Source organism: Photobacterium carnosum, from assembly GCF_021236965.1.
Taxonomy (GTDB): Bacteria; Pseudomonadota; Gammaproteobacteria; order Enterobacterales; family Vibrionaceae; genus Photobacterium; species Photobacterium carnosum.
Genome location: NZ_WMDN01000001.1, coordinates 300539 through 321207, shown reverse-complemented (window position 1 = coordinate 321207; position 20669 = coordinate 300539). Strand labels below are relative to the sequence as shown.

Annotated in this window: 19 protein-coding genes and 1 tRNA gene; 14 read left to right on the top strand and 6 right to left on the bottom strand. The window is 36.6% G+C overall.

Going from position 1 to position 20669, the window contains the following annotated elements:
- Nucleotides 1-116: 116 nt before the first annotated feature.
- From GLP24_RS01575 to GLP24_RS01530, 11 genes are all read left to right on the top strand, one after another.
- Nucleotides 117-665: a 4Fe-4S dicluster domain-containing protein gene (locus tag GLP24_RS01575; RefSeq protein WP_152653274.1), complete on the top strand. Its 549-nt coding sequence runs from the start codon at nt 117-119 to the stop codon at nt 663-665.
- Between the two features lie 58 nt (nt 666-723).
- Nucleotides 724-2868 (top strand): formate dehydrogenase subunit alpha, encoded by a 2145-nt coding sequence (gene fdhF / locus GLP24_RS01570; RefSeq protein ID WP_101768824.1) that lies wholly within the window; start codon nt 724-726, stop codon nt 2866-2868.
- 319 nt (nt 2869-3187) lie between these two features.
- Nucleotides 3188-3616 (top strand): hypothetical protein, encoded by a 429-nt coding sequence (locus GLP24_RS19915; protein WP_331254152.1) that lies wholly within the window; start codon nt 3188-3190, stop codon nt 3614-3616.
- A 30-nt stretch (nt 3617-3646) separates the two neighbouring features.
- A complete protein-coding gene (locus GLP24_RS01565) occupies nt 3647-5257 on the top strand; it encodes a sigma-54 interaction domain-containing protein (RefSeq protein ID WP_331254151.1) in 1611 nt (536 codons plus the stop codon).
- 83 nt (nt 5258-5340) lie between these two features.
- Complete coding sequence (gene fdhD, locus GLP24_RS01560; RefSeq protein WP_101768885.1) at nt 5341-6141, top strand: formate dehydrogenase accessory sulfurtransferase FdhD; 801 nt, start codon at nt 5341-5343, stop codon at nt 6139-6141.
- A 107-nt stretch (nt 6142-6248) separates the two neighbouring features.
- Entirely contained in the window at nt 6249-6836 is a 588-nt protein-coding gene (locus GLP24_RS01555; RefSeq protein ID WP_101768822.1) for a HupE/UreJ family protein, read from the top strand.
- Between the two features lie 18 nt (nt 6837-6854).
- Nucleotides 6855-9245: a carbamoyltransferase HypF gene (gene hypF / locus GLP24_RS01550; protein ID WP_232615425.1), complete on the top strand. Its 2391-nt coding sequence runs from the start codon at nt 6855-6857 to the stop codon at nt 9243-9245.
- A 2-nt stretch (nt 9246-9247) separates the two neighbouring features.
- Nucleotides 9248-9589, top strand: a complete 342-nt coding sequence (gene hypA, locus GLP24_RS01545; RefSeq protein WP_101768820.1) for a hydrogenase maturation nickel metallochaperone HypA — start codon at nt 9248-9250, stop codon at nt 9587-9589.
- Nucleotide 9590: 1 nt separating this feature from the next.
- Nucleotides 9591-10625, top strand: coding sequence for a hydrogenase nickel incorporation protein HypB (hypB, locus tag GLP24_RS01540; protein WP_221943181.1), 1035 nt, complete (start codon nt 9591-9593; stop codon nt 10623-10625).
- 264 nt (nt 10626-10889) lie between these two features.
- Nucleotides 10890-11192, top strand: a complete 303-nt coding sequence (locus GLP24_RS01535) for a hypothetical protein (protein WP_101768818.1) — start codon at nt 10890-10892, stop codon at nt 11190-11192.
- A 371-nt stretch (nt 11193-11563) separates the two neighbouring features.
- Nucleotides 11564-12040, top strand: coding sequence for a hypothetical protein (locus tag GLP24_RS01530; RefSeq protein ID WP_101768817.1), 477 nt, complete (start codon nt 11564-11566; stop codon nt 12038-12040).
- A gap of 153 nt (nt 12041-12193) precedes the next feature.
- Here the strand turns inward: GLP24_RS01530 and GLP24_RS01525 are convergent.
- Nucleotides 12194-12267 (bottom strand) — tRNA-Gly (locus GLP24_RS01525).
- A 365-nt stretch (nt 12268-12632) separates the two neighbouring features.
- On the opposite strand from GLP24_RS01525, the gene GLP24_RS01520 reads away from it, so the two are divergent.
- From GLP24_RS01520 to GLP24_RS01510, 3 genes are all read left to right on the top strand, one after another.
- Entirely contained in the window at nt 12633-13988 is a 1356-nt protein-coding gene (locus GLP24_RS01520) for a sensor domain-containing diguanylate cyclase (protein ID WP_232615424.1), read from the top strand.
- Between the two features lie 470 nt (nt 13989-14458).
- Complete coding sequence (locus GLP24_RS01515) at nt 14459-14701, top strand: hypothetical protein (protein WP_101768815.1); 243 nt, start codon at nt 14459-14461, stop codon at nt 14699-14701.
- Between the two features lie 87 nt (nt 14702-14788).
- Complete coding sequence (locus tag GLP24_RS01510) at nt 14789-16093, top strand: lipopolysaccharide biosynthesis protein (RefSeq protein WP_232615423.1); 1305 nt, start codon at nt 14789-14791, stop codon at nt 16091-16093.
- 140 nt (nt 16094-16233) lie between these two features.
- Here GLP24_RS01510 and GLP24_RS01505 read toward each other — a convergent pair whose 3' ends face one another.
- The 5 genes from GLP24_RS01505 to GLP24_RS01485 form a co-directional block, all read right to left on the bottom strand.
- On the bottom strand, nt 16234-17250 hold the full coding sequence (locus tag GLP24_RS01505) for a nickel/cobalt transporter (RefSeq protein WP_407951487.1): 1017 nt from the start codon (nt 17248-17250) through the stop codon (nt 16234-16236).
- 21 nt (nt 17251-17271) lie between these two features.
- The gene (locus GLP24_RS01500) at nt 17272-17934 is read right to left on the bottom strand and encodes a DUF1007 family protein (RefSeq protein WP_269154928.1); all 663 of its coding nucleotides are present in this window, start codon (nt 17932-17934) and stop codon (nt 17272-17274) included.
- 178 nt (nt 17935-18112) lie between these two features.
- Entirely contained in the window at nt 18113-18577 is a 465-nt protein-coding gene (locus tag GLP24_RS01495) for a MarR family winged helix-turn-helix transcriptional regulator (protein WP_101768812.1), read from the bottom strand.
- The gene (locus GLP24_RS01490) at nt 18577-19563 is read right to left on the bottom strand and encodes a DUF2955 domain-containing protein (RefSeq protein WP_101768811.1); all 987 of its coding nucleotides are present in this window, start codon (nt 19561-19563) and stop codon (nt 18577-18579) included. The genes GLP24_RS01495 and GLP24_RS01490 overlap by 1 nt, the downstream gene beginning before the upstream one ends.
- A gap of 13 nt (nt 19564-19576) precedes the next feature.
- Complete coding sequence (locus GLP24_RS01485; protein WP_101768810.1) at nt 19577-20626, bottom strand: HlyD family secretion protein; 1050 nt, start codon at nt 20624-20626, stop codon at nt 19577-19579.
- Nucleotides 20627-20669 lie beyond the last annotated feature (43 nt).

Genomic DNA, 20669 nt, shown 5'->3' with positions numbered 1-20669 from the left:
TTTCATTTAGTTAAAAAAAATTATGATGATAGATATTTATTGGTACAATAAATGCTTATAAAGCATTACAGCGTAACGCTATGCTGTGATGTATCGACATTAACAAGGTATAGACCATGAACCGGTTTGTTTTTGCAGATCCAAATCTGTGTATTGGGTGTCGAACCTGTGAAATTGCTTGTGTTGTTTCTCACCAAGCTGATGGCAAACTAACAGGGATTGCTCCAGCAGATTTTTCACCACGGTTAACGTTGGTAAAAAATGTGCATGTGACAACCCCCGTAATGTGCCGTCAATGTGATGATGCACCTTGTGCGCAGGTTTGCCCTAATAACGCCATCGTTTTAGAAGATGGTTATGTAAAAGTAATTCAGTCTCGCTGTATCGGGTGTAAGACCTGTGTCATTGCTTGCCCTTACGGTGCAATGAATGTCGTGACTAAGATGGTTGAAGAATCAAAAGGTGCATCGCTATTTAAGCGCATGGTGCCTAAGTCTCAAGCATTAAAATGTGACTTGTGTTCTCATCGTGAAGCGGGTCCTGCATGTGTAGAAGTTTGTCCTACTAATGCTATTCAGATTATTGAAGCTGAAACGTTGATTGAAACAAGCAAACAAAAACGTGAAGCAGCTGCGCTTAATGCCGCTGTAGCGATTATTCGTTAGTGTTATAAACTTTTAGTTTAGAATACATATTAATAACAATTATAGCCAAAAGGTTAGAATGAAAAAATCAATTGTTGTTTGTCCCTACTGCGGTACTGGGTGCAAACTAAAGTTGGTTGTCGAAAATAACAAAGTCGTGGCAGCAGAACCAGCAATGGGTCGTACCAATGAAGGCCAACTTTGTTTGAAAGGCTACTATGGTTGGGATTTCCTCAACGATACCAACTTATTAACGCCTCGCTTGAAGCAACCAATGATTCGCCGTACACGTGAATCAGCATTAGAAGCCGTGTCTTGGGACGAAGCTATTCAATTTGCCGGCGATAAGCTAATGGCAATTAAAAAGCAGTATGGTCCAGATGCGATAATGACAACAGGTTCAGCCCGCGGTCCGGGTAACGAAGCCAACTATGTGATGCAAAAACTCGCAAGGGCGGTGATCGGAACCAACAATGTTGACCACTGTGCTAGGGTGTGACACGCACCATCAGTCTCCGGTCTGGAGACAACAGTAGGTAATGGCGCAATGAGTAACGCTATTCCCGAAATTCAACTTACTAAATGCTTACTCATTTTCGGTTACAACGCGGCTGATTCTCATCCAGTTGTAGCAAGACATATTCTTAAAGCCCGTGCAAATGGCGCTAAAATTATTGTATGTGACCCACGTAAGATCGAATCTGCGCGTGTTGCTGATCAGTGGTTAGCGTTGAAGAACGGTTCAAACATGGCACTCGTTAATGCGTTAGCGAATGTGATTATTGAAGAAAACTTATACGATAAATCTTTCGTTGAAAATAATACTGAAGGTTTTGCTGAGTTCCGTGAAATTGCTTCACGTTACACACCCGAAACAGTAGAAGAAGTAACAGGTCTTAAAGCTGCCGATATTCGCCTTGCTGCGCGTACTTATGCTGCGGCACCTGAAGCGATGATTCTATGGGGTATGGGTGTTACTCAGTATGGTCAAGCAGTTGATGTTGTTCGTGGTTTAGCAGGTCTTGCATTGCTAACGGGTAACTTTGGTCGTCCTGGTGTGGGTTGTGGTCCGGTTCGTGGTCAAAACAACGTTCAAGGTACCTGTGATATGGGTATGTTGCCGCACCAATTCCCTGGTTATCAAGATGTAAATATTGATGCAAACCGTGAAAAGTTTGAAAAAGCATGGGGTGTTGAGCTTTCAGGTAAGCCGGGTTACCGCTTAACTGAATTAGGTCACAAGGTAAACGAAGGTGTTTGTAAAGCTTTCTATATCTTTGGTGAAGATCCAGCACAAACTGAAGCTGATCTATCCGTAATGCGCGATACTATGCGCAAGATGGATCTTGTTATCGTACAAGATATCTTCATGACTCAAACCGCTGAATTTGCTGATGTTATCTTCCCAGCTACAAGTTGGGGCGAACATGAAGGTGTTTACAGCAGTGCTGACCGTGGTTTCCAACGCTTCTATAAAGCCGTGATCCCTACGGGTAATGTGAAGCCAGACTGGGAAATCTTTAGTTTGTTAGCAACGTACATGGGTTACCCTATGTCGTATAACAATACCGAAGAGATCTGGAATGAATTACGTGCATTATGTCCTGATTATGCTGGCGTAACGTATGAGAAAATGGCTGATCTGAAATCTGTGCAATGGCCTTGTCCAACAGAAGATCATCCAGGAACCTCATACTTATTTGAAGGTAATAAGTTTACAACACCTTCAGGTAAAGGGATCTTTATTGGTTCTGATTGGCGTCCACCGCTAGAACAACCTGATGCTGATTATCCGTTAGTATTGTCAACTGTACGTGAAGTAGGTCACTACTCTTGTCGTTCAATGACAGGTAACTGTTCTGCATTACAAACATTGGCGGATGAACCTGGTTATGTGCAAATGCATCCAGATGATGCCAAAGCATTGGGGATCGATGATCAACAATTAGTGTGGGTTTCTTCTCGCCGTGGTAAAGTTATCTCTCGTGCTAACTACAATGAGCGTGTGAACAAAGGTGTTGTATACATGACATACCAATGGTGGATTGGTGCATGTAATGAATTAACCATTGAACATGTTGATCCTATTTCAGGTACGCCTGAATTTAAATATTGTGCTGTTAAAGTAGAAAATATTGATGATCAACCGTGGGCTGAAAATTATGTACAAACTGAGTACAGTAATTTGAAAGCACGCTTAAAAAACCATGTTAAAAATGCGTAAATATATTGTTTAAATAAAACCTGTTGCGTTTTATATACAATATATAACATCATAAATGAAAATAAGGTTTCCAAGATAAAAGATTGATTATTTTTATTTTGGAGCCTTATTTTTTTATTTGATAAAATAAGTATTTTAATTTATTTATCAGTTCAAAATGTTGCATTATTACCAGTTTTATTTTAAAGATACTATTGTTAATAATTATTGATTGATATGGATCAATACTTGGTTATTAAAATGATTGAGAATTGTATAACAAATGCTTGGATTCTTATTCGCTATTCGAGCCATATTATCAGTAAGAGTTAATATTAGCATGGGAAATTTTGAAAGTGATTTAATGATCTTTTCTAAGGCATTATTGACGATAAATGATATATCAGGTGTTATAAATTTTCTAAATAATGAAAGATTATTATTTATCGATGCTGATCGTGTTAATATTATTCTAAAAGATGATATAAATGCACAATCAATTCTATATTATCAAAATGCAGATAAGGAATTTCAACATCATGATTATTCAGGAGATATTTTAAATTTTCATCATGTCGTATCACATGAATACAGTCATTATATTAATGGCGAAGAATTTTATCGTACTTTCCCTCAATTATATCTTCATCCTGCATACACTAATATTCAAACTTATTGTAAAATACCGCTACTAATAGCAAATCAACAATTAGGTGTGATTGAATATATTAATCTTCGTTTACCTAATCATGATGATGTAGAAAAATAATTTAAGTTGTTCAATAATATGATTGCTGCAATGATCGAACATATGCTTGGGCATCAAGTTGCTTCATCGTTAACACAACAATTAAGTCATGAACATCAGGATTTTCAGTTTATAGTTGATGTGACTAATGCCGTTATTAATCAGAGTTCAAAACAAGAGCTGATTAGTTCGTTATTACGTTTTTTATATCAACGATTTGGAATGAATGAACTATCGATTATACAGTCTCAAGATGGGCACTATAATCAATATTCGGGTAGTGATGTTGATGGGGAAATGGACTATCAATGCCATTTCTTCACTGATGATAGTATGATTAGAAATGTAGTTGAAAATAATCAAGTGGTTATTTTGACTTCCGCGGATATTTATAAAATAAGTAAGAATGAGAATAGTCCTTATTTTTCATCACAGGCGAAAAGTGCGTCTATAATCCCAATGATATTTCGGGGTATAACGACGGGTTATATTTGTTATGTCAGAACAATAGAAACACAATTTCAATCCAGTGAGATTGAATTATTTAAACAAATATCAGCACGAGTTGCATTGGCGATACACAGTATTAAAGTACATCAATCTACGACGCCTCATCGAACGCTGACTAAATTTATTAGTGTTGAAGATTGCTATGATGAACCTGCCATTTTTGATGACATTATTAGTCAAAGTGAAGTGATGAATAAGGTATTGGAGCAAGTTGCATTAGTAGCCAGTTATGATAGTACGGTATTGATTTTAGGTGAATCAGGTACGGGTAAGGAATTAATTGCTCGCGCGATTCATAAAATGAGTCATCGCAGTAAAACGAATATGGTCAAGATGAACTGTGCCGCTATTCCAAGTGGCTTGTTTGAAAGTGAATTGTTCGGTCATGAGCGTGGCGCATTCACTGGTGCCATAACACAACGCGTAGGTCGGTTTGAACAAGCAGATAAAGGTACGCTATTTCTTGATGAAATTGGTGATATGCCATTGGAGCTACAGCCTAAATTATTGCGTGTTTTACAAGAAAATGAAATTGAACGCGTAGGTAAGAATCAGCTCATTAGTATTGATGTACGTATTATTGTGGCGACGAATGTTAATTTATTACAAATGGTGCAACAGAAACGATTTAGAAATGATTTGTATTATCGTCTAAATGTTTTTCCAATTGAAATACCACCGTTACGTGAACGGGCTGAAGATATTCCATTATTGGTAAAACATTTTACTCGTGAATTAGCAAAAAAAATGGGGAAAACTATTACGTCGATTGCGGTGGAAGATATGGCTATCATGCAGCAATTCTCGTGGCCAGGTAATGTGCGTGAATTACGGAATATCATTGAACGTTCGGTGATTTTAACCCGTGGTCATGTACTAAATGTACCCACCCAAGAATTAATTTCTTTACCTGTAATGTTAACCAATACTGCAATTGATAGTACTGCGGCAGAGGTTGTGCCATCAATCAATGTAAAGCCGACAGCAGTGATAATTGATAAACAAATGATTATCGATGCATTGATAAACTGCCATGGTGTTATCGCTGGGCTTAATGGTGTCGCAAATCAACTGGGATTAAAGCGAACCACATTATTATCACGTATGAAAAAAATGGGTTTGAATAGTCAAGATTATCGTTTGATTAGCTAAATACTATAAATAAAACAATAAATATCGTAATCGATAAGTAAAGGATAAAGATATTGAACACCTTTGAAGCGTTACCGGAATCGATGTTTTGTAATGCAAGCGAACGTTCTATTGTACGTTACCGTAAAGGCAAAAATGATTGCTGTGAACTTGATTTCATCATTGAAGAAACGCCGGTTGCCATTGCTTTTAATGGTGTTGCTTACACCGTAATGATGTGTACGCCAAATGATTTAGAACAATTTGCGATTGGTTTTTCGTTATCAGAAGGGATCATTGATCATCATCGTGATATTCATGATATTGAAATGACACCAACCTGTGATGGCATTAATATTAATCTCACGGTTGCTAATCGTTGTATTGTGCGTTTGCAGCAAAAACGTCGTTCATTAGCTGGGCTAACTGGGTGTGGTATTTGCGGTGAAGAAAAACTAGAAACCGTGTGTCGAGCATTAGACCCTGTACCATCATCGGTGCAGTTTGATTTAAGTTACCTTGATCCCGTATTACAACAATTATTACGCAAACAACAACTGAACCAATTAACTGGATCAGCACATGCGGCGGTATATATCGACCAACAAGGTCAAGTGGCTGCAATTTTTGAAGATGTAGGTCGTCACATTGCGCTTGATAAATTGGTAGGGTGTATTCATCAACGACAGTTAACAGGTGGCGCAGTATTAGTCACGAGTCGTGCTAGTTTTGAGATGGTTCAAAAAGCGGCAGCAGCAGGGGTTGAAGTGTTGTTAGCTATTTCATCTGCAACTAAAATGGCGGTTGATCTGGCTGAAAAACTTAACCTAACGTTATTAGGCCATTGTCGTAATGGTCGCGCAGATGCATATACTCACCCTGAACGTATTATCGGGATGATTTAATAACAATTAATTATTTAAAATAAATAAGTACGAAATAGTCGTGCTTGTTTATAATAAATCTCCCGCAACGTCGGGTTTTCATTCTATTACACTAAGGACAAAAATAAATGAAATTTAAACATGTTATTACTGGTGCGCTTACTCTTTTTTCACCACTCGCTTTAGCGCATCCTGGTCACATTGGTCCTCATTCAGCTACTGGCTTTATGACGGGTTTTGTACACCCATTTACAGGTCTTGATCACTTATCTGTAATGATTGGTGTTGGCTTATTGGCTGCGTTGATTGGTGGTAAAGCTGTATCTCGTTTACCAATGGCATTCATTGGGATTATGGTTGTTGGTGGTGCATTAGGTGTTGCTGGTATGGTATTGCCTGGTGTTGAAATGGGTATTGCTTTATCAGTGCTTGGTATGGGCGCGATGTTATTGGCTGGTGGTCGTATGTCAGAGAAAGTGGCAACGGGCTTAGTTATGGCATTTGCACTATTTCATGGCATGGCTCACGGTATGGAAATGCCACTTGACGCACAAGCGCTAGAATATTTTAGTGGTTTTGTTGTCGCAACTGCAATCTTACATGTGTCTGGTATTGCATTAGGTAAATTAGTTATGAATTCTGCTGTAAACCAACGTGTAATGCGTGTAGTTGGTGTTGTTATGGCAGCCTTTGGTGGCATTTTAATGCTGTCGTAATTTAGCTGGAAAATCGTAGTGAAAGACAACTTTGCACGACAATATATTCATATTACCGGCATTGTACAAGGGGTCGGTTTCCGCCCCTTTGTTTACCAATTAGCGCTGCAATATGCGTTGGTTGGGTGGGTAATTAATGATTCGGAAGGGGTTAAAATAGAGGCTCAAGGTGAGACTGAAAACCTTAAGCAATTTATTATTGATCTTCAACAACAAGCACCGCCTTTAAGTCGTATTGATCAAATGACGGTAACACTATTACCGTTGTGGTTAGCCGCTGAAAAACCCGCACTATTCAGTATCGAGAAAAGTCAGCACTGTGATAGCACCACGGTCTGTGTTTCTCCCGATCAAGGGCTTTGTAATGCTTGTAAACAAGACATTGCTAACCCTGCCTCGCGTTACTATCACTATCCTTTTACCAACTGTACTCACTGTGGTCCTCGTTATAGCATTACTCGTGCTTTGCCCTACGACAGAGCAACCACTAGTATGCAAGGTTTTGTATTATGTAGTGATTGTCAGCAAGCGTATGTGAATCCGCTTGATCGTCGTTATCATGCTCAGCCAATAAGTTGTGCTGTTTGTGGGCCGTGGACACGATTTATTGATTATAAAGACAACGCAACATCAGATATTGAATTAACACAACAAGCCGCTATTAATCAATTAGCAAAACGTCTCCAAGCTGGTGCTGTAGTTGCGATTAAAGGGTTAGGTGGATTTCATCTTGTTTGTGATGGCTCTAATACTCAAGCTGTTGCAAAATTACGTCACATTAAACATCGTCAGCAAAAGCCATTGGCTGTGATGGTCGCTGATATTAAGACTGCACAACAATGGGTTATAGGTGATCCTATTGAGTGGCAAGCATTGGATTCTCAAGCTCGTCCAATCGTATTAATGCATAAATCTCAATCAATATCTTTAAATGATATTAACGCTGTAAATATTGCTACGAATGTTGCCCCAAATGTGCCTTATTTAGGGGTTATGTTGCCTTATACACCCTTGCATTATTTATTGTTTACCGCATTGGCTGACATTAATGCCACCGCGGTGTTAGTCATGACTAGTGCTAATGTGTCAGGTATGCCCATTGCAACGGATATTAAGCAAGTTGAGCAGCAATTTTTAGGTGTGATCGATAGTGTACTTGACCATAATCGTCCGATTGTTCATGCCTGTGATGACAGTGTAGTTCATTATGCAGGTGGTAAAATTCGAACGTTACGTATGGCTCGAGGCTATGCACCTTATAGTCAATTTGGTAAAAAATCTGAGACAATAACGTTAGCATTAGGTGCGCAACAAAAATCCACGATCGCTTTAGCTCTACCTCAACAATGGGTATTGTCACCTTATATTGGTGATCTTAATAACCTTGATACAGAGCAGCGTTATCAACAAACCATTGTTGATCTTCAAGGGTTATATCAAGTTACAGCACCACAACTTGTGTGTGATAAGCACCCTAGTTACTATTCAACGGCTTATGCTAAACAATTGATTTCAGCGTCTCAAACGTCATTAAATTTACTTCAAGTACAACATCATCATGCGCATATTTTAGCAGTAATGGCTGAACATAATCTCACTAAGCCTGTGATTGGTTTTACCTTTGATGGTACAGGTTGGGGGGATGATAATTCGGTATGGGGTGGTGAGGTGCTATTAGCATCATGTCAGACTTATCAACGCATTGGTCATTTACGCTGTTTCCGTCTTATTGGTGGAGAGCAAGCAATAAAAGAGCCTGCACGATTATTATTGGCGATGTTACTGGAGTGCTATGAACTTGATGATATTAAAGCGATGCAATTAGGTGCTTTTTCAACATGGAGTGAGACGCATTTTAGTAACTTGTATCAATTATGGCAAAGCGGCAGCCGTTCACCTTATACCTCGTCAATGGGACGATTTATTGATGCTTGGGCTTGTTTATTAGGGCTGGTGGATAAGGTTAATTATGAAGGTCAATGTGGGTTGCTGTTAGAACAAGCTGCTACACAAGATATTGATCATATTCCTTTATCATTTCAGATCACGGCTGATGGCATTATTGATTGGCAGCCTTTGCTTGCGTCTGTATTGCCGCTTATTCATGGAATAAGTCATGATCAACGTCAAACATGGATCAACCGCTTGGCGCGTAGTGTATTTATGGCAATAGCTGAAATGATTGTCACTATTGCGAAACAACATCCCCATCATGCTGTTGTATTAGGTGGCGGTGTGTTTCAAAATCGTGTGTTAGTCGATCATATTTACCAGCAATTTTCTGGTCAATCCCAACCGCTATATTGTGGTGAAAAATTGCCTTCAAATGATGCTTCAATAGCTGCTGGGCAATTGTGGTATGCACTTCATCATCATAGAGATGCGGCCATCGAATTACAGGAATTGTAACCATGCATGAATTATCACTGAGTATAAATACAGTTGATACCGTAGTTGAACAAGCTAGAAAGCAGGGATTTAAACGTGTCATAAGTGTGACATTATCCATTGGCACTTTGTCGTGTATCGAACCTCAGGCATTAGCTACGGGGTTCGAATTTGCTAGCCGTGGCACCATTGCTGAAGATGCTAAATTGAATATTGAATCGATTGCAGCCCGAGTGTGGTGTTTAGATTGTTTGCAACATGTAGAAATTCCTGAGCGTGGTGTGAGTTGCCCACGTTGTCACGGTTATCAGCTTAAAGTTGAAACTGGAGAAGAATTAATGATTAAAAATATCGAGGTTGAATAATATGTGCAATGTATGCGGTTGTGGCGATAGTCAAATTGAAGGCCACTCTCACGAACACCATTCTCACGAAGATAAACATGAACATCCACATCAGCACAATGATCATTCAGCTATAGATATGCCACAATCGATTGTGATCCATCACCATTATCACCATCAAGGTGATGTTCATCATCATGTTCATTACACTTTGCCTGCGGGAACTATGCCCGAGCAAGCAACCGATGGACATGATTATGAGCACGTACCACATTCACATGATCACAGCCATCATCATGCAGATAATCACCAGCATGAACAGCACCAACCCGAGCGTCTAGAAACGGGTGACTTGCATTATGGTAAAGGTGAAGCAGAAGTGCATGTTGCAGGTGTATCACAGCGACAATTATTAACATTAGAAATGGATATTTTAGGTAATAATAATCAACTGGCCGTACATAATCGTGAACATTTTATTGAAAATCGTCAATTAGTGCTTAATTTAGTCTCAAGCCCCGGTTCAGGTAAAACAACGTTGTTAACTGAAACCTTAATGACATTAAAAGATCAGTGTGTTTGTGCTGTGATCGAAGGTGATCAACAAACCAGTAATGATGCTGATCGTATTCGTGCGACAACTGTGCCTGCGATTCAAGTTAATACAGGCAAAGGTTGTCATCTTGATGCGCAGATGATCCATGATGCTTACCATCAGCTAGCGATTAATGAGCCAGGGTTTTTGTTTATTGAAAATGTGGGTAATTTAGTTTGTCCTGCAAGTTTTGATTTAGGTGAAGCCGCTAAAGTTGCTATTTTATCAGTAACAGAAGGCGAGGATAAACCGCTTAAATATCCCAATATGTTTGCCGCAGCAGATTTAATGATCATTAATAAAATTGATCTATTGCCTTATGTTGATGTCAATATAGAAGATTGTATTGCGAATGCACGTAAAGTAAATCCCACCATTCAAGTTATTAAGCTGTCGGCAAAAACCGGTGAAGGGATGGATGCATGGTTTAACTGGTTAAATGAAAATCGACAACAATTGTAATTAATTAGCGTATTTTATTTGTTATTAAAATGCTGTAAATATTATTTATATAGATACAGCATTTTTACTATTTTTATGTGTGGGCAATATTTAATATTAATTAGTGATAGTGCTCAAAAATTTGTTTAAATAAATAAATTAGTACTATCATTTTTTTGATTTATCTATAGAATCCCGCGCAAACAAGCTAACAGGGCTTAAACGCGTACTTGCGTTCGGTCTCTCATTAGCGACAATCTTGATGATAAACAACGTAAGTAGCCAATGAAAAAATACACTTTTGTTACAGCATTATTATTATTAGCTGGCTGTGATATTACTACTGAAACCCTTCAGCCTCCCACTGTTCAAGATATTGAAATGTGTCAACAACGGATTGTGGTTAAAACTAATTATAAAGTTACAGCGATGTCAGATAATAGTTTAGATAATAAATCTAAAGATAATCGTGGTTGGGTCTATGTTAATTATCAAAAAGATAATAATCGGGGTTACTTAAAATTTCGATGTAATGCTGCCTATGTTGAAGTTTGGGCTGCTGGCGCTGCGATGTGGACTGGTTTATAAGTGATTATTGTGAATGCTCGTACTGATACAGTACGAGCATTTTTATATATACAGATTACGATGTAGACATGTGTAGTAACAAGCCATTTTAGAACCAATCATTTTCGTGATTATCTTATGGTATTAAAAAATCATTTTTATAGATTAATTTTAGTGCTATTTATGATATCAATCGCAAAAAAATGCACTGTAAAAGTAGATTGAAATTTTATTTGTGATCAGCCTTTATTCGTTTTTATTAAAAATTTTCATTATTAAATTTGTCGTTATTATATTGATATGTTTTCTAGATAGTGATGCCATAAAATTTAAGTTTGGATAAAACAATACCGTGCAGGGATTGTTTATTTTATTGATGTTAAAGGAATAATATGAGTAAATTTTTTTGGCTTGCTTGGGCTTGTGCCACAATGTTACCTGTTCATGTGAATGCATCAGAATGGAATTCTTCAGGAATCGATGGGCACTATGTTTTATCGTCATTGATTGATGAACAGCAGGGGCAACAAAAAGTATTTTTTTCGCTTTATAAGGCAAAGTATAACAATAATGGTTTTGAGCGATTTTTAAGTCAATGCAATAAAAATGGGTTTGATAAGACGGTGTTAATGACGATTAATGGTCAAAAAATAGAGATGGATAAGATTTGTCGTAGGACGGAAGACAGTAAAAATTATTGGGTGTATACGCCAACAACCAATAAAGGTCTAGCTTTTCTCATTACACAATTTAAATATACCGAAACTGTTAATATCCATAAAATTTTCATCAATATCTATAATCAAAAATCAGATTTACACTTTAAGATTTCTGCCGAAGGGTTTGTTCAATCGTGGAATAAATCATAAGAATGGTTTGAGCATACATTAATTATTATTGTAATTGTAGAAGCGATATCAATAGTTTGATATCGTTTTTTTTTGCTAAAATACCAGAAGGCGATCCTAAGGTTGGAATACTTGATTTTAGTAACAATATGATATTTACATTAAGAAATGTATTGGAGCGGATAACGGGAATCGAACCCGTGTCATTAGCTTGGGAAGCTAATGTAATACCATTATACGATATCCGCTTAATGGCTGAATATTAAAGGTATGTATCCAATAGGTCAATTAAATTATTTGTAAATTATATAATTAGTGCGGAAACATGAATTAAATGAACGTTATGAAACAATTAAAGGCTAAATATTGATCAATTATAATGTTGGTTTAATCTTTTTATTTTAATAAAGGCTACCATCTTGTTAGGACTTCTGTTTTTTTTTGATTGAAAATATATACTTAATCTGTGATGAAGTATGCGTTTTAACTATATTTTATATTCATAAAATTGTATATAATATACATGATAAGAGCATATATATGTAGTTATAAACATAAATTAATAGTATGTGATGAGTTCATCCTGTTTTTAATGCACCCTGAAGTATTGATAATGAAGTTAAAAATCACACCATCAAGTTTAGCAATAATTGTATCCTTATTATTGACGCTAATAGCACTGGAAATGTTTTTTTTAAATGAAAAAAAACAATTTGAATTATTGAATAAGAAAAATGATTTAGTTTTAGAACAAGGCGTATCAAAAATTATCAATAATGAAATTAATAATATGATAATTAGTTTGAAAACGTTTAATTTGTTATTGAAATCAAATGATTATAATGCTAGCGCTAAAGATTTTGATAAATTAGCAAAAGAAGTTATGGCAACAAATAATAGTGTCTCTGAATTACAGTTTGCACCACAAGGCGTCATTCAATTTACATATCCTTATTCAAAGGAAAATTCTGCGATCGGGCACGATTTAAATCGATTAAAAGGCAGGCATAAAGGTGTATTGTTGTCTATTGATAATCAATCACTTACCTTGATAGGTCCAGTTAAACTCATTCAAAATGATCATTTATCTTTTATTTTAAGGTTGCCTCTTTTTAATAAACAATCAGAATTTATCGGTTTTGTTATTGCTATTAGTGATTTTGAAAATATCAGTAATAAGCTACCATTGAAAAAATTAGCATATAAAATACAAGGATTTAATCCTGATGGTAAGATATCAACCATATTTGATAACATCGTTGATAAAACAGCGGGAACGATAAACGTTTTTACAGTTCCCGTACCTAATGGTAAGTGGTTGTTTTCTATACAAAATAAAAAATATGACCCTAAAAATTATTTTGTGATTCATGTGTTATTATATTTAATAGTGATTGCTTTTTTCTTATATATATATAAGCGTGAACGTTACCTTTTGTTAACTAATATTTATATTAATGATACTAATTATATATTGAAGCACGAGGCTATTACGGATGAATTAACAAGTATTTATAACCGTAGATATATGAATAAGATAATGAAAAAGGTATTTTTTTCTAATGTTACCTCTATTCATAGTATTGCTTTTTTAGATATTGATCATTTTAAAATAGTTAATGATACCTATGGACATGATGCTGGTGATGAAATATTAAGAGTTTTTGCTGGAATTTGTTCAAATAATATTCGCACTAGTGATATATTCGCTCGTTGGGGAGGTGAAGAGTTTATTTTATTTATGGATAAAACGAGCCGAATTCATGCGGAGGATGTATGTTATCGAATTCTAAGGGCTGTTAATCAACATTCTTTTTTATATAACAGTCAGGTTATTCATATTACAGTATCCATTGGCTTAACGTCATTTTCACCAAAAAATGATAAAATTGATGCAGTATTTAAAAATATTGATGACGCAGTTTATCATTCAAAAAAGAATGGTCGTAATCGCATTACCGTTATATAAGCAGAGTTTTGTACTGAAATTAATGAGATCGATTGATAAGTCGTCGTCGTAAGAACAGTAAATAAATGGTTGAGATAATAATCTTAGTAGCCCTTTCTCTTGTGCCGTTGGATCAAGGGCTAAATCATGTAAATGCAGCTGAATACTCTTAGTTACAGGGGGTATTGGGTGTGATTTAGGTTCGAACCTTTGTGGTAAGGATGACTAATAAGATGACCGACAACTTGCTGTTGCTCATTAATACAAACAAAACAAGTTTGTGGTGATACCGTGACTTTACTTTTTAATACCACAGTTTTTTCTGGGAAATTAGCACTATAAGCGGCATGTTAACGGTCTTCGTTTTGATACATTTTTTGTTTTACGTAGAGATTTCTAAAAAATTTGATTTCATTTTAAATTATTAACCATCCTATGAAAATTGTTAGAATATGGAATGATATTTTAATTATATTATTTTTGGATTTAAAATGGCGTCATTAATTGGTTGTTTATTATTACCACAACAGCAATTAAAGTGTCGGCTAGTTATCGCTCGATTTAAAATAAAAAGCACAGAGAAAACAATACGTTATTGTATTAACCATGGATTAAATACTAATCTTCAATATTTGTTACATCATTTAGATCGTTACTGTGCTGAATTTGAAGTGATTTATGCTTTAATTTACGAAAAAAAGCATTATCAAATAAATGATAATACCGATTTTTAGTTGTAAATGATTAAATCTGCTATTCGTTTGAGATCTCATACAGAAAATCCAGTATCATATCTATATGTTTATTTATAGTTATTACGCATGAAAGAATCGCAAGCCATTCCTTTAGTTGACGATGTTGATACATTAACACGATTAAAAAAAGCATTTGTTGCGGGTATTTGGGCAACATTAGCCAGTATTTCGATTGGCTTTTTGTTTAAAGTTTGGCTGGCACAGTGGGTAGCAAAAGATGATTTAGCGCTATTTAATAGTGTTATTGATATTGTATCGTTATCATTGATTTTAATGACAGGCTTTCGATCATCAATGGTTGTTACCTACAGCCAGACGCATAATGATCATGACATTATAAATATATTCCGCTTTAGTTTAATTATTGTTGTACTTATTACATGGGGATTAGTTTTACCCTATATAAAGCATGAATTGCATATCAATGTCGGCTATTTTGAAATGGTCGGTGTTATTTTTGGTATGGGGTTAAAAATATACTTTACCAATTTAATCGCCATGTACCGTTTATATGACGTCTCAAATAAAGTGACATGGATTGAACCGACATCAAATGTTATCACCTTTGTCTGCTGTTATTACGTGTTTCATTTTACCGCATTAGCTTCTCTTTTTTATAGCGTTATGGCGTCCTCATTGATTGTGGCGCATTTTATGTATTGGAAGCGCAGAAAACAAATAGCGACCAAACCGCTAACCACGGTGCAGCTGGATCCGAATATGCGTAATTATGTTCGTAAAAGTTTTACGGCATCTTTAGAAGCTGGAGCCAGTATTTTAATGATTTACGCGGCGGTTTTGCTAACGATTACTCATTTTAGTTTAGATGAATTAGGTGATTTCCAAGTGGTCGTTCGGCCGATCTTTACCTATATGACAATGCTATTTGTATTTCCTATTTATCGGTTTGTATTGCCAGAGTTATCGCAAAGTGTACGTAAAGGTGAACATGCTCAAATACGTGCTATCCGCCGTTGGATATATCGATTAGCTGTCATTGTGAGTGTGAGTTTTTTCTTGGTTATGCTTATTGGGGGCAAAGATATTATTGAGTTTATTTTCCCTGCACAATATAAAGGCGCAGAGATTGTATTATTTCATTTCTCTATTTTCTTTATTTTTATGATGCTCAATGCTTATCAGTTAGCATATATCAAAGCCCACGGTAAATTTACACTGAGTTTAATGATTCGATTAAGTGGCATTGTAACCTTAGTTATCAGCTATTATTTGTTAGCATTATTTACTGCTAATGTGGTGGCGATTATCGTTGCGCTAGGCTTCGGTTATGTGATGATGTTTATTCTATCGACCATCGCAGAGCAGCAAATTCTACGTGAATATCGACGCCAAGGTGTTAGTGTTGATTGATATTGAGTGATTAAATCAACCGAATGTGAGTCAATAAAAAAGGTTGAGTGTGTCGTTATTTCTTTCTTATTGAAAGTGATCACCACTCAACCTTTTTATTTTCTAGATCAAGCTAGTCGCTCTTGTTAGTTATATTTTGATTATAAGACGGGCGACATACCATAGCTGTGACCGTTAAGCAGTAGTAAGCCTAACAACACCAACAATACGCCACCGAATAATTTTAGAATAATACTGGTCATTGTCCGTTGGCGATCATTTGTAGCTAAATAGCGACTCACGATTTTTTTACCGGATAAGGTCAGTAATGCGATGGCTGATGTAGTCAGCGCTGTCCCTATAGCCATTAGTATTGCGCTTATAACACCTAGCCAATACAGTCCAACCATATTGGCAAATAACAATACTAAAATAGCGCCAGTGCAGGGACGGATACCAATACTGAATATGATGACGATATATTCTCGTAAACTGGTAGCCTGATTGATTTCATCAGCATTCGCGAAATGTTTATGACCACAACCACAATTATCGCCATGATCATGGTGGTGCAGCGGTGCCGTTCTAAGTTGCCATACTTGCTTTAAGCTACGGTAAATAACAATCACCCCAAGTAATAACATTGCCATAAAGCTGTAGCTAATAAATTGATCAGCCGCATCGTTTACTTGTCGCATTGATGATTTGAAAAACACCAACAGAATGCTAACGAGTGTAATAGCAACAACGGCTTGTACAAAAGCCGAAACCACGGTCATGATTAAACTGGCTTTTATTTTTGCAGGGTTAGTAGCGAGATAAGTGGTGACAATCATCTTGCCATGACCGGGGCCTAGTGAATGAAAAATACCGTACAGAAAACTCAAGCCAACCAATGAATAAGCGGCGGTGATATTTTGTTGCGCATCATAAAGTAAATCACTTAATTGACCATTAATATCGCGTTGCCATTTAATACTTTCCATTAGCATTGTTGGCCATTGTTGCCATAAAACATAGCCACTCGCTATAAATAACATTAGAACACTCATTCGTATTACCCATGAGATCGGTGTAGCGCGCGTCTCTGCTTGTCCATGGGAATGTTGGTGATGAGAGCAAGATGATATTGATGGGGGATTATCAGCCTCTAAAGGTAAATGATTGCCGGATTTCATGGGGTAGATCCTAAATTAAGACTATTTGGTGGAAGGCGTCGTGGTGTTGATATCGCAGTGTAGTTTTACTGATTGTGTAAACACTTGCCCTAATTGATTATCAGGATCGGCATCTGCTGGAATCGACATCGCAAAAGTAACTTGTTCTGGTGTTGGATTTGGCTCAACTAATGTAAAACGACATGTTTTTGCTAATTCGGGTGACAAGATAATGTCACTTTTATTATCCCATGACATATCAACATAATAGCTTGGTTCAAAGATCAATAATTTTAACGAATCTTTAGTGATAGTTTTAGGTTTTGCTAGTGGTAATTCAAAGGTCAGTGTGGCTTTGGCGCGAGGTTTAACCAATTCACCACCGGCAGGAATATGGTATTTAATGGGGGTTTCATTATCATAAAAATAGGTAAAATAGTGCGCGTTTTTCATGTTTTCCATCACAGATTGCGCGGTGTCTTTTAATGTTTGTTCTTTGTGTGCTGCCGACATATTCTCACCATCAAGCATATAGGCGGTGGTCATGGCATCAAATGTCCATACCATTTTAAACCCTGTAATTTGAGTGCTATTTCCCTCAATGTAGGTTTTCATACTTATCCAAGAATGGGGGTGTGCTTGACTGGTTATCGGTAATAACGCTGCAATGGATAATATAAAACAGGGAAGGGCATTCAAACGCATCTAAGTAGACTCCATATTCATCATTGATGAGTGATAATGATTCAGGGTAAATAGCAATATTCTTGTTATGTTATAACATAGAGCTATTAATGAATCTAGATGAAGATATGGGCATTATTTGAAGAATATTGAGCTGTTAACTATAGAGTACTAACAGCTCATTGCATTATTAAAGGGATTAATTGTCATTGCTTAAAATGAAATCGGTTTTTACTAGCCGACGGCAAAGGGACAATAATTGTTCACACTCTTGTGCGTTAAGGGGAGCATAAAAATCAACTGTAAGCGCTTTAATGATGATATCTGCTTGTTGCTTGACCGTTATCCCTTTCGGCGTAAGCGTTAAATAACGGGCTTTTTTATTGTCAGCACTTTTCTTTGCTTCAACTAATTCACGTTTAATACAATTGTCGATTAAACGTTTTGTTACTGAACGCTCTCGTTGTAATGCTTCGGCAACGGTTTGCTGAGGAATTTCACCTAAATGATCTAATACCCGTAATGCGCCTAACATTTCAAGAGTAATATCAAATTTAGAACTGAGTGATTGGTTCGCAAGGGTTCTAAATTGTTTGTAAGTAATCCCAATGGTAAAGCTTAGGCTACTATCCAATTCGGGTATATTAGTAATAACAGAATGCATTAGGTTCTCTTTGTTGAACATAAAAAATGGATCAAAAACAATATACCTAAAGTCACCGCCAGTTCCCAGCTGCGTAGAAAGGTACTGTTTAAATTAAGAGTATTATTTCCTAAATAGAGCTGAATCGGTAAGACTGTCGCTAAAATAGTATCAGCATGAATATCTCGTTCTGGACCGTTACTGGTACTCATCATCATCGCTAAAGTAAAGATCAGCCCCCCAAGAATAAATGCATAATAAGGAATAATGGTTTGATGTCCCATTATGATAACTGAAAAAATCAGGGCAATCATACAACCCCCAATCTGCGTGATGAATCGTAACTTCACGGTTTTTATATAATTAGCTCGACTTATTTGTGTTGCTGCGGCAATAACAGGTACCAGACAGAAGACAGCTGAAATTAAATTAACAACCATAAGAAATGCGACACTAATACCGAGCAAACTTAGAGTAATAAAACGATGTTGATAACTGATATTAAATGTTGGCATCGGGGTAAAGGGTGGCTGTTTTTGAGTAACCGGAAATAGCCATATCATTGTTTTGGCAACTACCGCAGTAATAATCATCGCCAGTAATATTTCATGGATCCTCATGGGCATATTCATATCAGTATGTTGAGCAAAAATAATGATTAAAATCCAATTAAACGTTGGCATTAATAGTTGATTTAATTTCGCCGGCGTATTGGCTCGACGCCGCATAAAATCAAAGAAAAATAAGCTGATACTCCAAATAATAAAGGGGTGATTATAAAAAAGATTATTGACTATTAATGCTGCACTTGCCGCTATAAATGTGGGTAAAAACATGGCGGCAATACCAGACCATGAAAATTGACGTCCTTTGGTCATTAATAGTGTTGGATAAAGTGCAAAATAAACCGGTGAATTAAAATTAGCCAACTTACCAATTAACATACAAAAGGTGATGGTTAGCGCGATCCGTAGTGCGCTATTCGTGTCATTTTTATTAAACGTCATAACGCCTTGCTCGCTAGTAAATATAGTGAAAAATAGCGACTAACTTGATCCACACTTGCGCTACTGTATTGATAATTGGATTATTGCTTTGCACCATAACACTGGCACGAGCACCTGAAATCAAAGCAGGATTAAGATTATGAACCGAAATACGAGTGCGAATTTTCTGTAGTTCACGGATCCAATGCTTATCGTTAGTCACGCTTGAAAGTTGGTTATTAGGATTTTCAGCATCAAATTCAGCCCGATCTTGACTGCTTATTTCACCCGTAAATACTTTGCCAGGAATCGCATCAAACGCAATGTAGACTAAATGTTGAGGTTGTAACTGAGTCATCCCTTTTTCATTAAAATCGGCACTTAACCAGACATTGTTTTCATTAACGATAAACAGAGCGGGGGTAGCTTGATTAATATAACTCCCCACTTGTAGTTGTAGGTTAGTGATCGTACCTGTCGTTTGGGCAATCACACGGGTATGTGTTAAATCTAATTGTGCTTGAGCAAGTTTAGCTTGGGCCAATTCAACAGCGGCATTGTTAGATTTTCCATTTAACAACGCTTTTATACGTAATACTTCCGCTTTAGCTCCTTGATAAGCACTTTTTGCGACTGCTGCTTGTGTTTGTGCATCATCAAATTGTTGGCGAGTCACTAAGCCTTTATTAATTAATCGTTCAAATCTAGCTAATGAAATAGCCGCATTATGTGATTGTAATTGGCGTTGTTTTAATAATTGATTAGCTGTAACTAACTGTTGAGTTTGCGCTGAATAATTTTGATCCGCTTGGGCTAAATTTGCCTGTGCTTGACGTACTTTAAGCGCATAGGGAGCAGGATCAATGGTAAACAGTAGCTCACCTTTATTGATATTTTGACCATTCTCAACTGCCACATTGGTGATCACACCTGAAACTTGTGGTGAGATATTAGCAACCGCTCGGTACAAGGTTGATTGGGTTGTAAAGGGGGCCACGTTATCACTGATCAATAAAAAGAGGGAAAAACAAGCGACGATAGTGAGTACGCTATAAATAATATATTGATACATTTTTTCTTTCATTTTTGTTACCTATACAACAATAAAGGTGGTAATCTAACGCCAA

Excerpts from the sequence above, each read along its gene's own strand:
- GLP24_RS01500 (WP_269154928.1), bottom strand. The coding sequence starts at position 17,934 with ATGCGTTTGAATGCCCTTCCCTGTTTTATATTATCCATTGCAGCGTTA.
- GLP24_RS01505 (WP_407951487.1), bottom strand. The coding sequence starts at position 17,250 with ATGAAATCCGGCAATCATTTACCTTTAGAGGCTGATAATCCCCCATCA.
- GLP24_RS01490 (WP_101768811.1), bottom strand. The coding sequence starts at position 19,563 with ATGACGTTTAATAAAAATGACACGAATAGCGCACTACGGATCGCGCTA.
- GLP24_RS01520 (WP_232615424.1), top strand. The coding sequence starts at position 12,633 with ATGAAGTTAAAAATCACACCATCAAGTTTAGCAATAATTGTATCCTTA.
- GLP24_RS01575 (WP_152653274.1), top strand. The coding sequence starts at position 117 with ATGAACCGGTTTGTTTTTGCAGATCCAAATCTGTGTATTGGGTGTCGA.
- GLP24_RS01530 (WP_101768817.1), top strand. The coding sequence starts at position 11,564 with ATGAGTAAATTTTTTTGGCTTGCTTGGGCTTGTGCCACAATGTTACCT.
- GLP24_RS01555 (WP_101768822.1), top strand. The coding sequence starts at position 6,249 with ATGAAATTTAAACATGTTATTACTGGTGCGCTTACTCTTTTTTCACCA.
- GLP24_RS01485 (WP_101768810.1), bottom strand. The coding sequence starts at position 20,626 with ATGAAAGAAAAAATGTATCAATATATTATTTATAGCGTACTCACTATC.
- fdhD (WP_101768885.1), top strand. The coding sequence starts at position 5,341 with ATGTTTTGTAATGCAAGCGAACGTTCTATTGTACGTTACCGTAAAGGC.
- GLP24_RS01510 (WP_232615423.1), top strand. The coding sequence starts at position 14,789 with ATGAAAGAATCGCAAGCCATTCCTTTAGTTGACGATGTTGATACATTA.
- GLP24_RS01515 (WP_101768815.1), top strand. The coding sequence starts at position 14,459 with ATGGCGTCATTAATTGGTTGTTTATTATTACCACAACAGCAATTAAAG.
- GLP24_RS19915 (WP_331254152.1), top strand. The coding sequence starts at position 3,188 with ATGGGAAATTTTGAAAGTGATTTAATGATCTTTTCTAAGGCATTATTG.
- GLP24_RS01535 (WP_101768818.1), top strand. The coding sequence starts at position 10,890 with ATGAAAAAATACACTTTTGTTACAGCATTATTATTATTAGCTGGCTGT.
- GLP24_RS01495 (WP_101768812.1), bottom strand. The coding sequence starts at position 18,577 with ATGCATTCTGTTATTACTAATATACCCGAATTGGATAGTAGCCTAAGC.
- hypB (WP_221943181.1), top strand. The coding sequence starts at position 9,591 with ATGTGCAATGTATGCGGTTGTGGCGATAGTCAAATTGAAGGCCACTCT.
- GLP24_RS01565 (WP_331254151.1), top strand. The coding sequence starts at position 3,647 with ATGATCGAACATATGCTTGGGCATCAAGTTGCTTCATCGTTAACACAA.
- hypA (WP_101768820.1), top strand. The coding sequence starts at position 9,248 with ATGCATGAATTATCACTGAGTATAAATACAGTTGATACCGTAGTTGAA.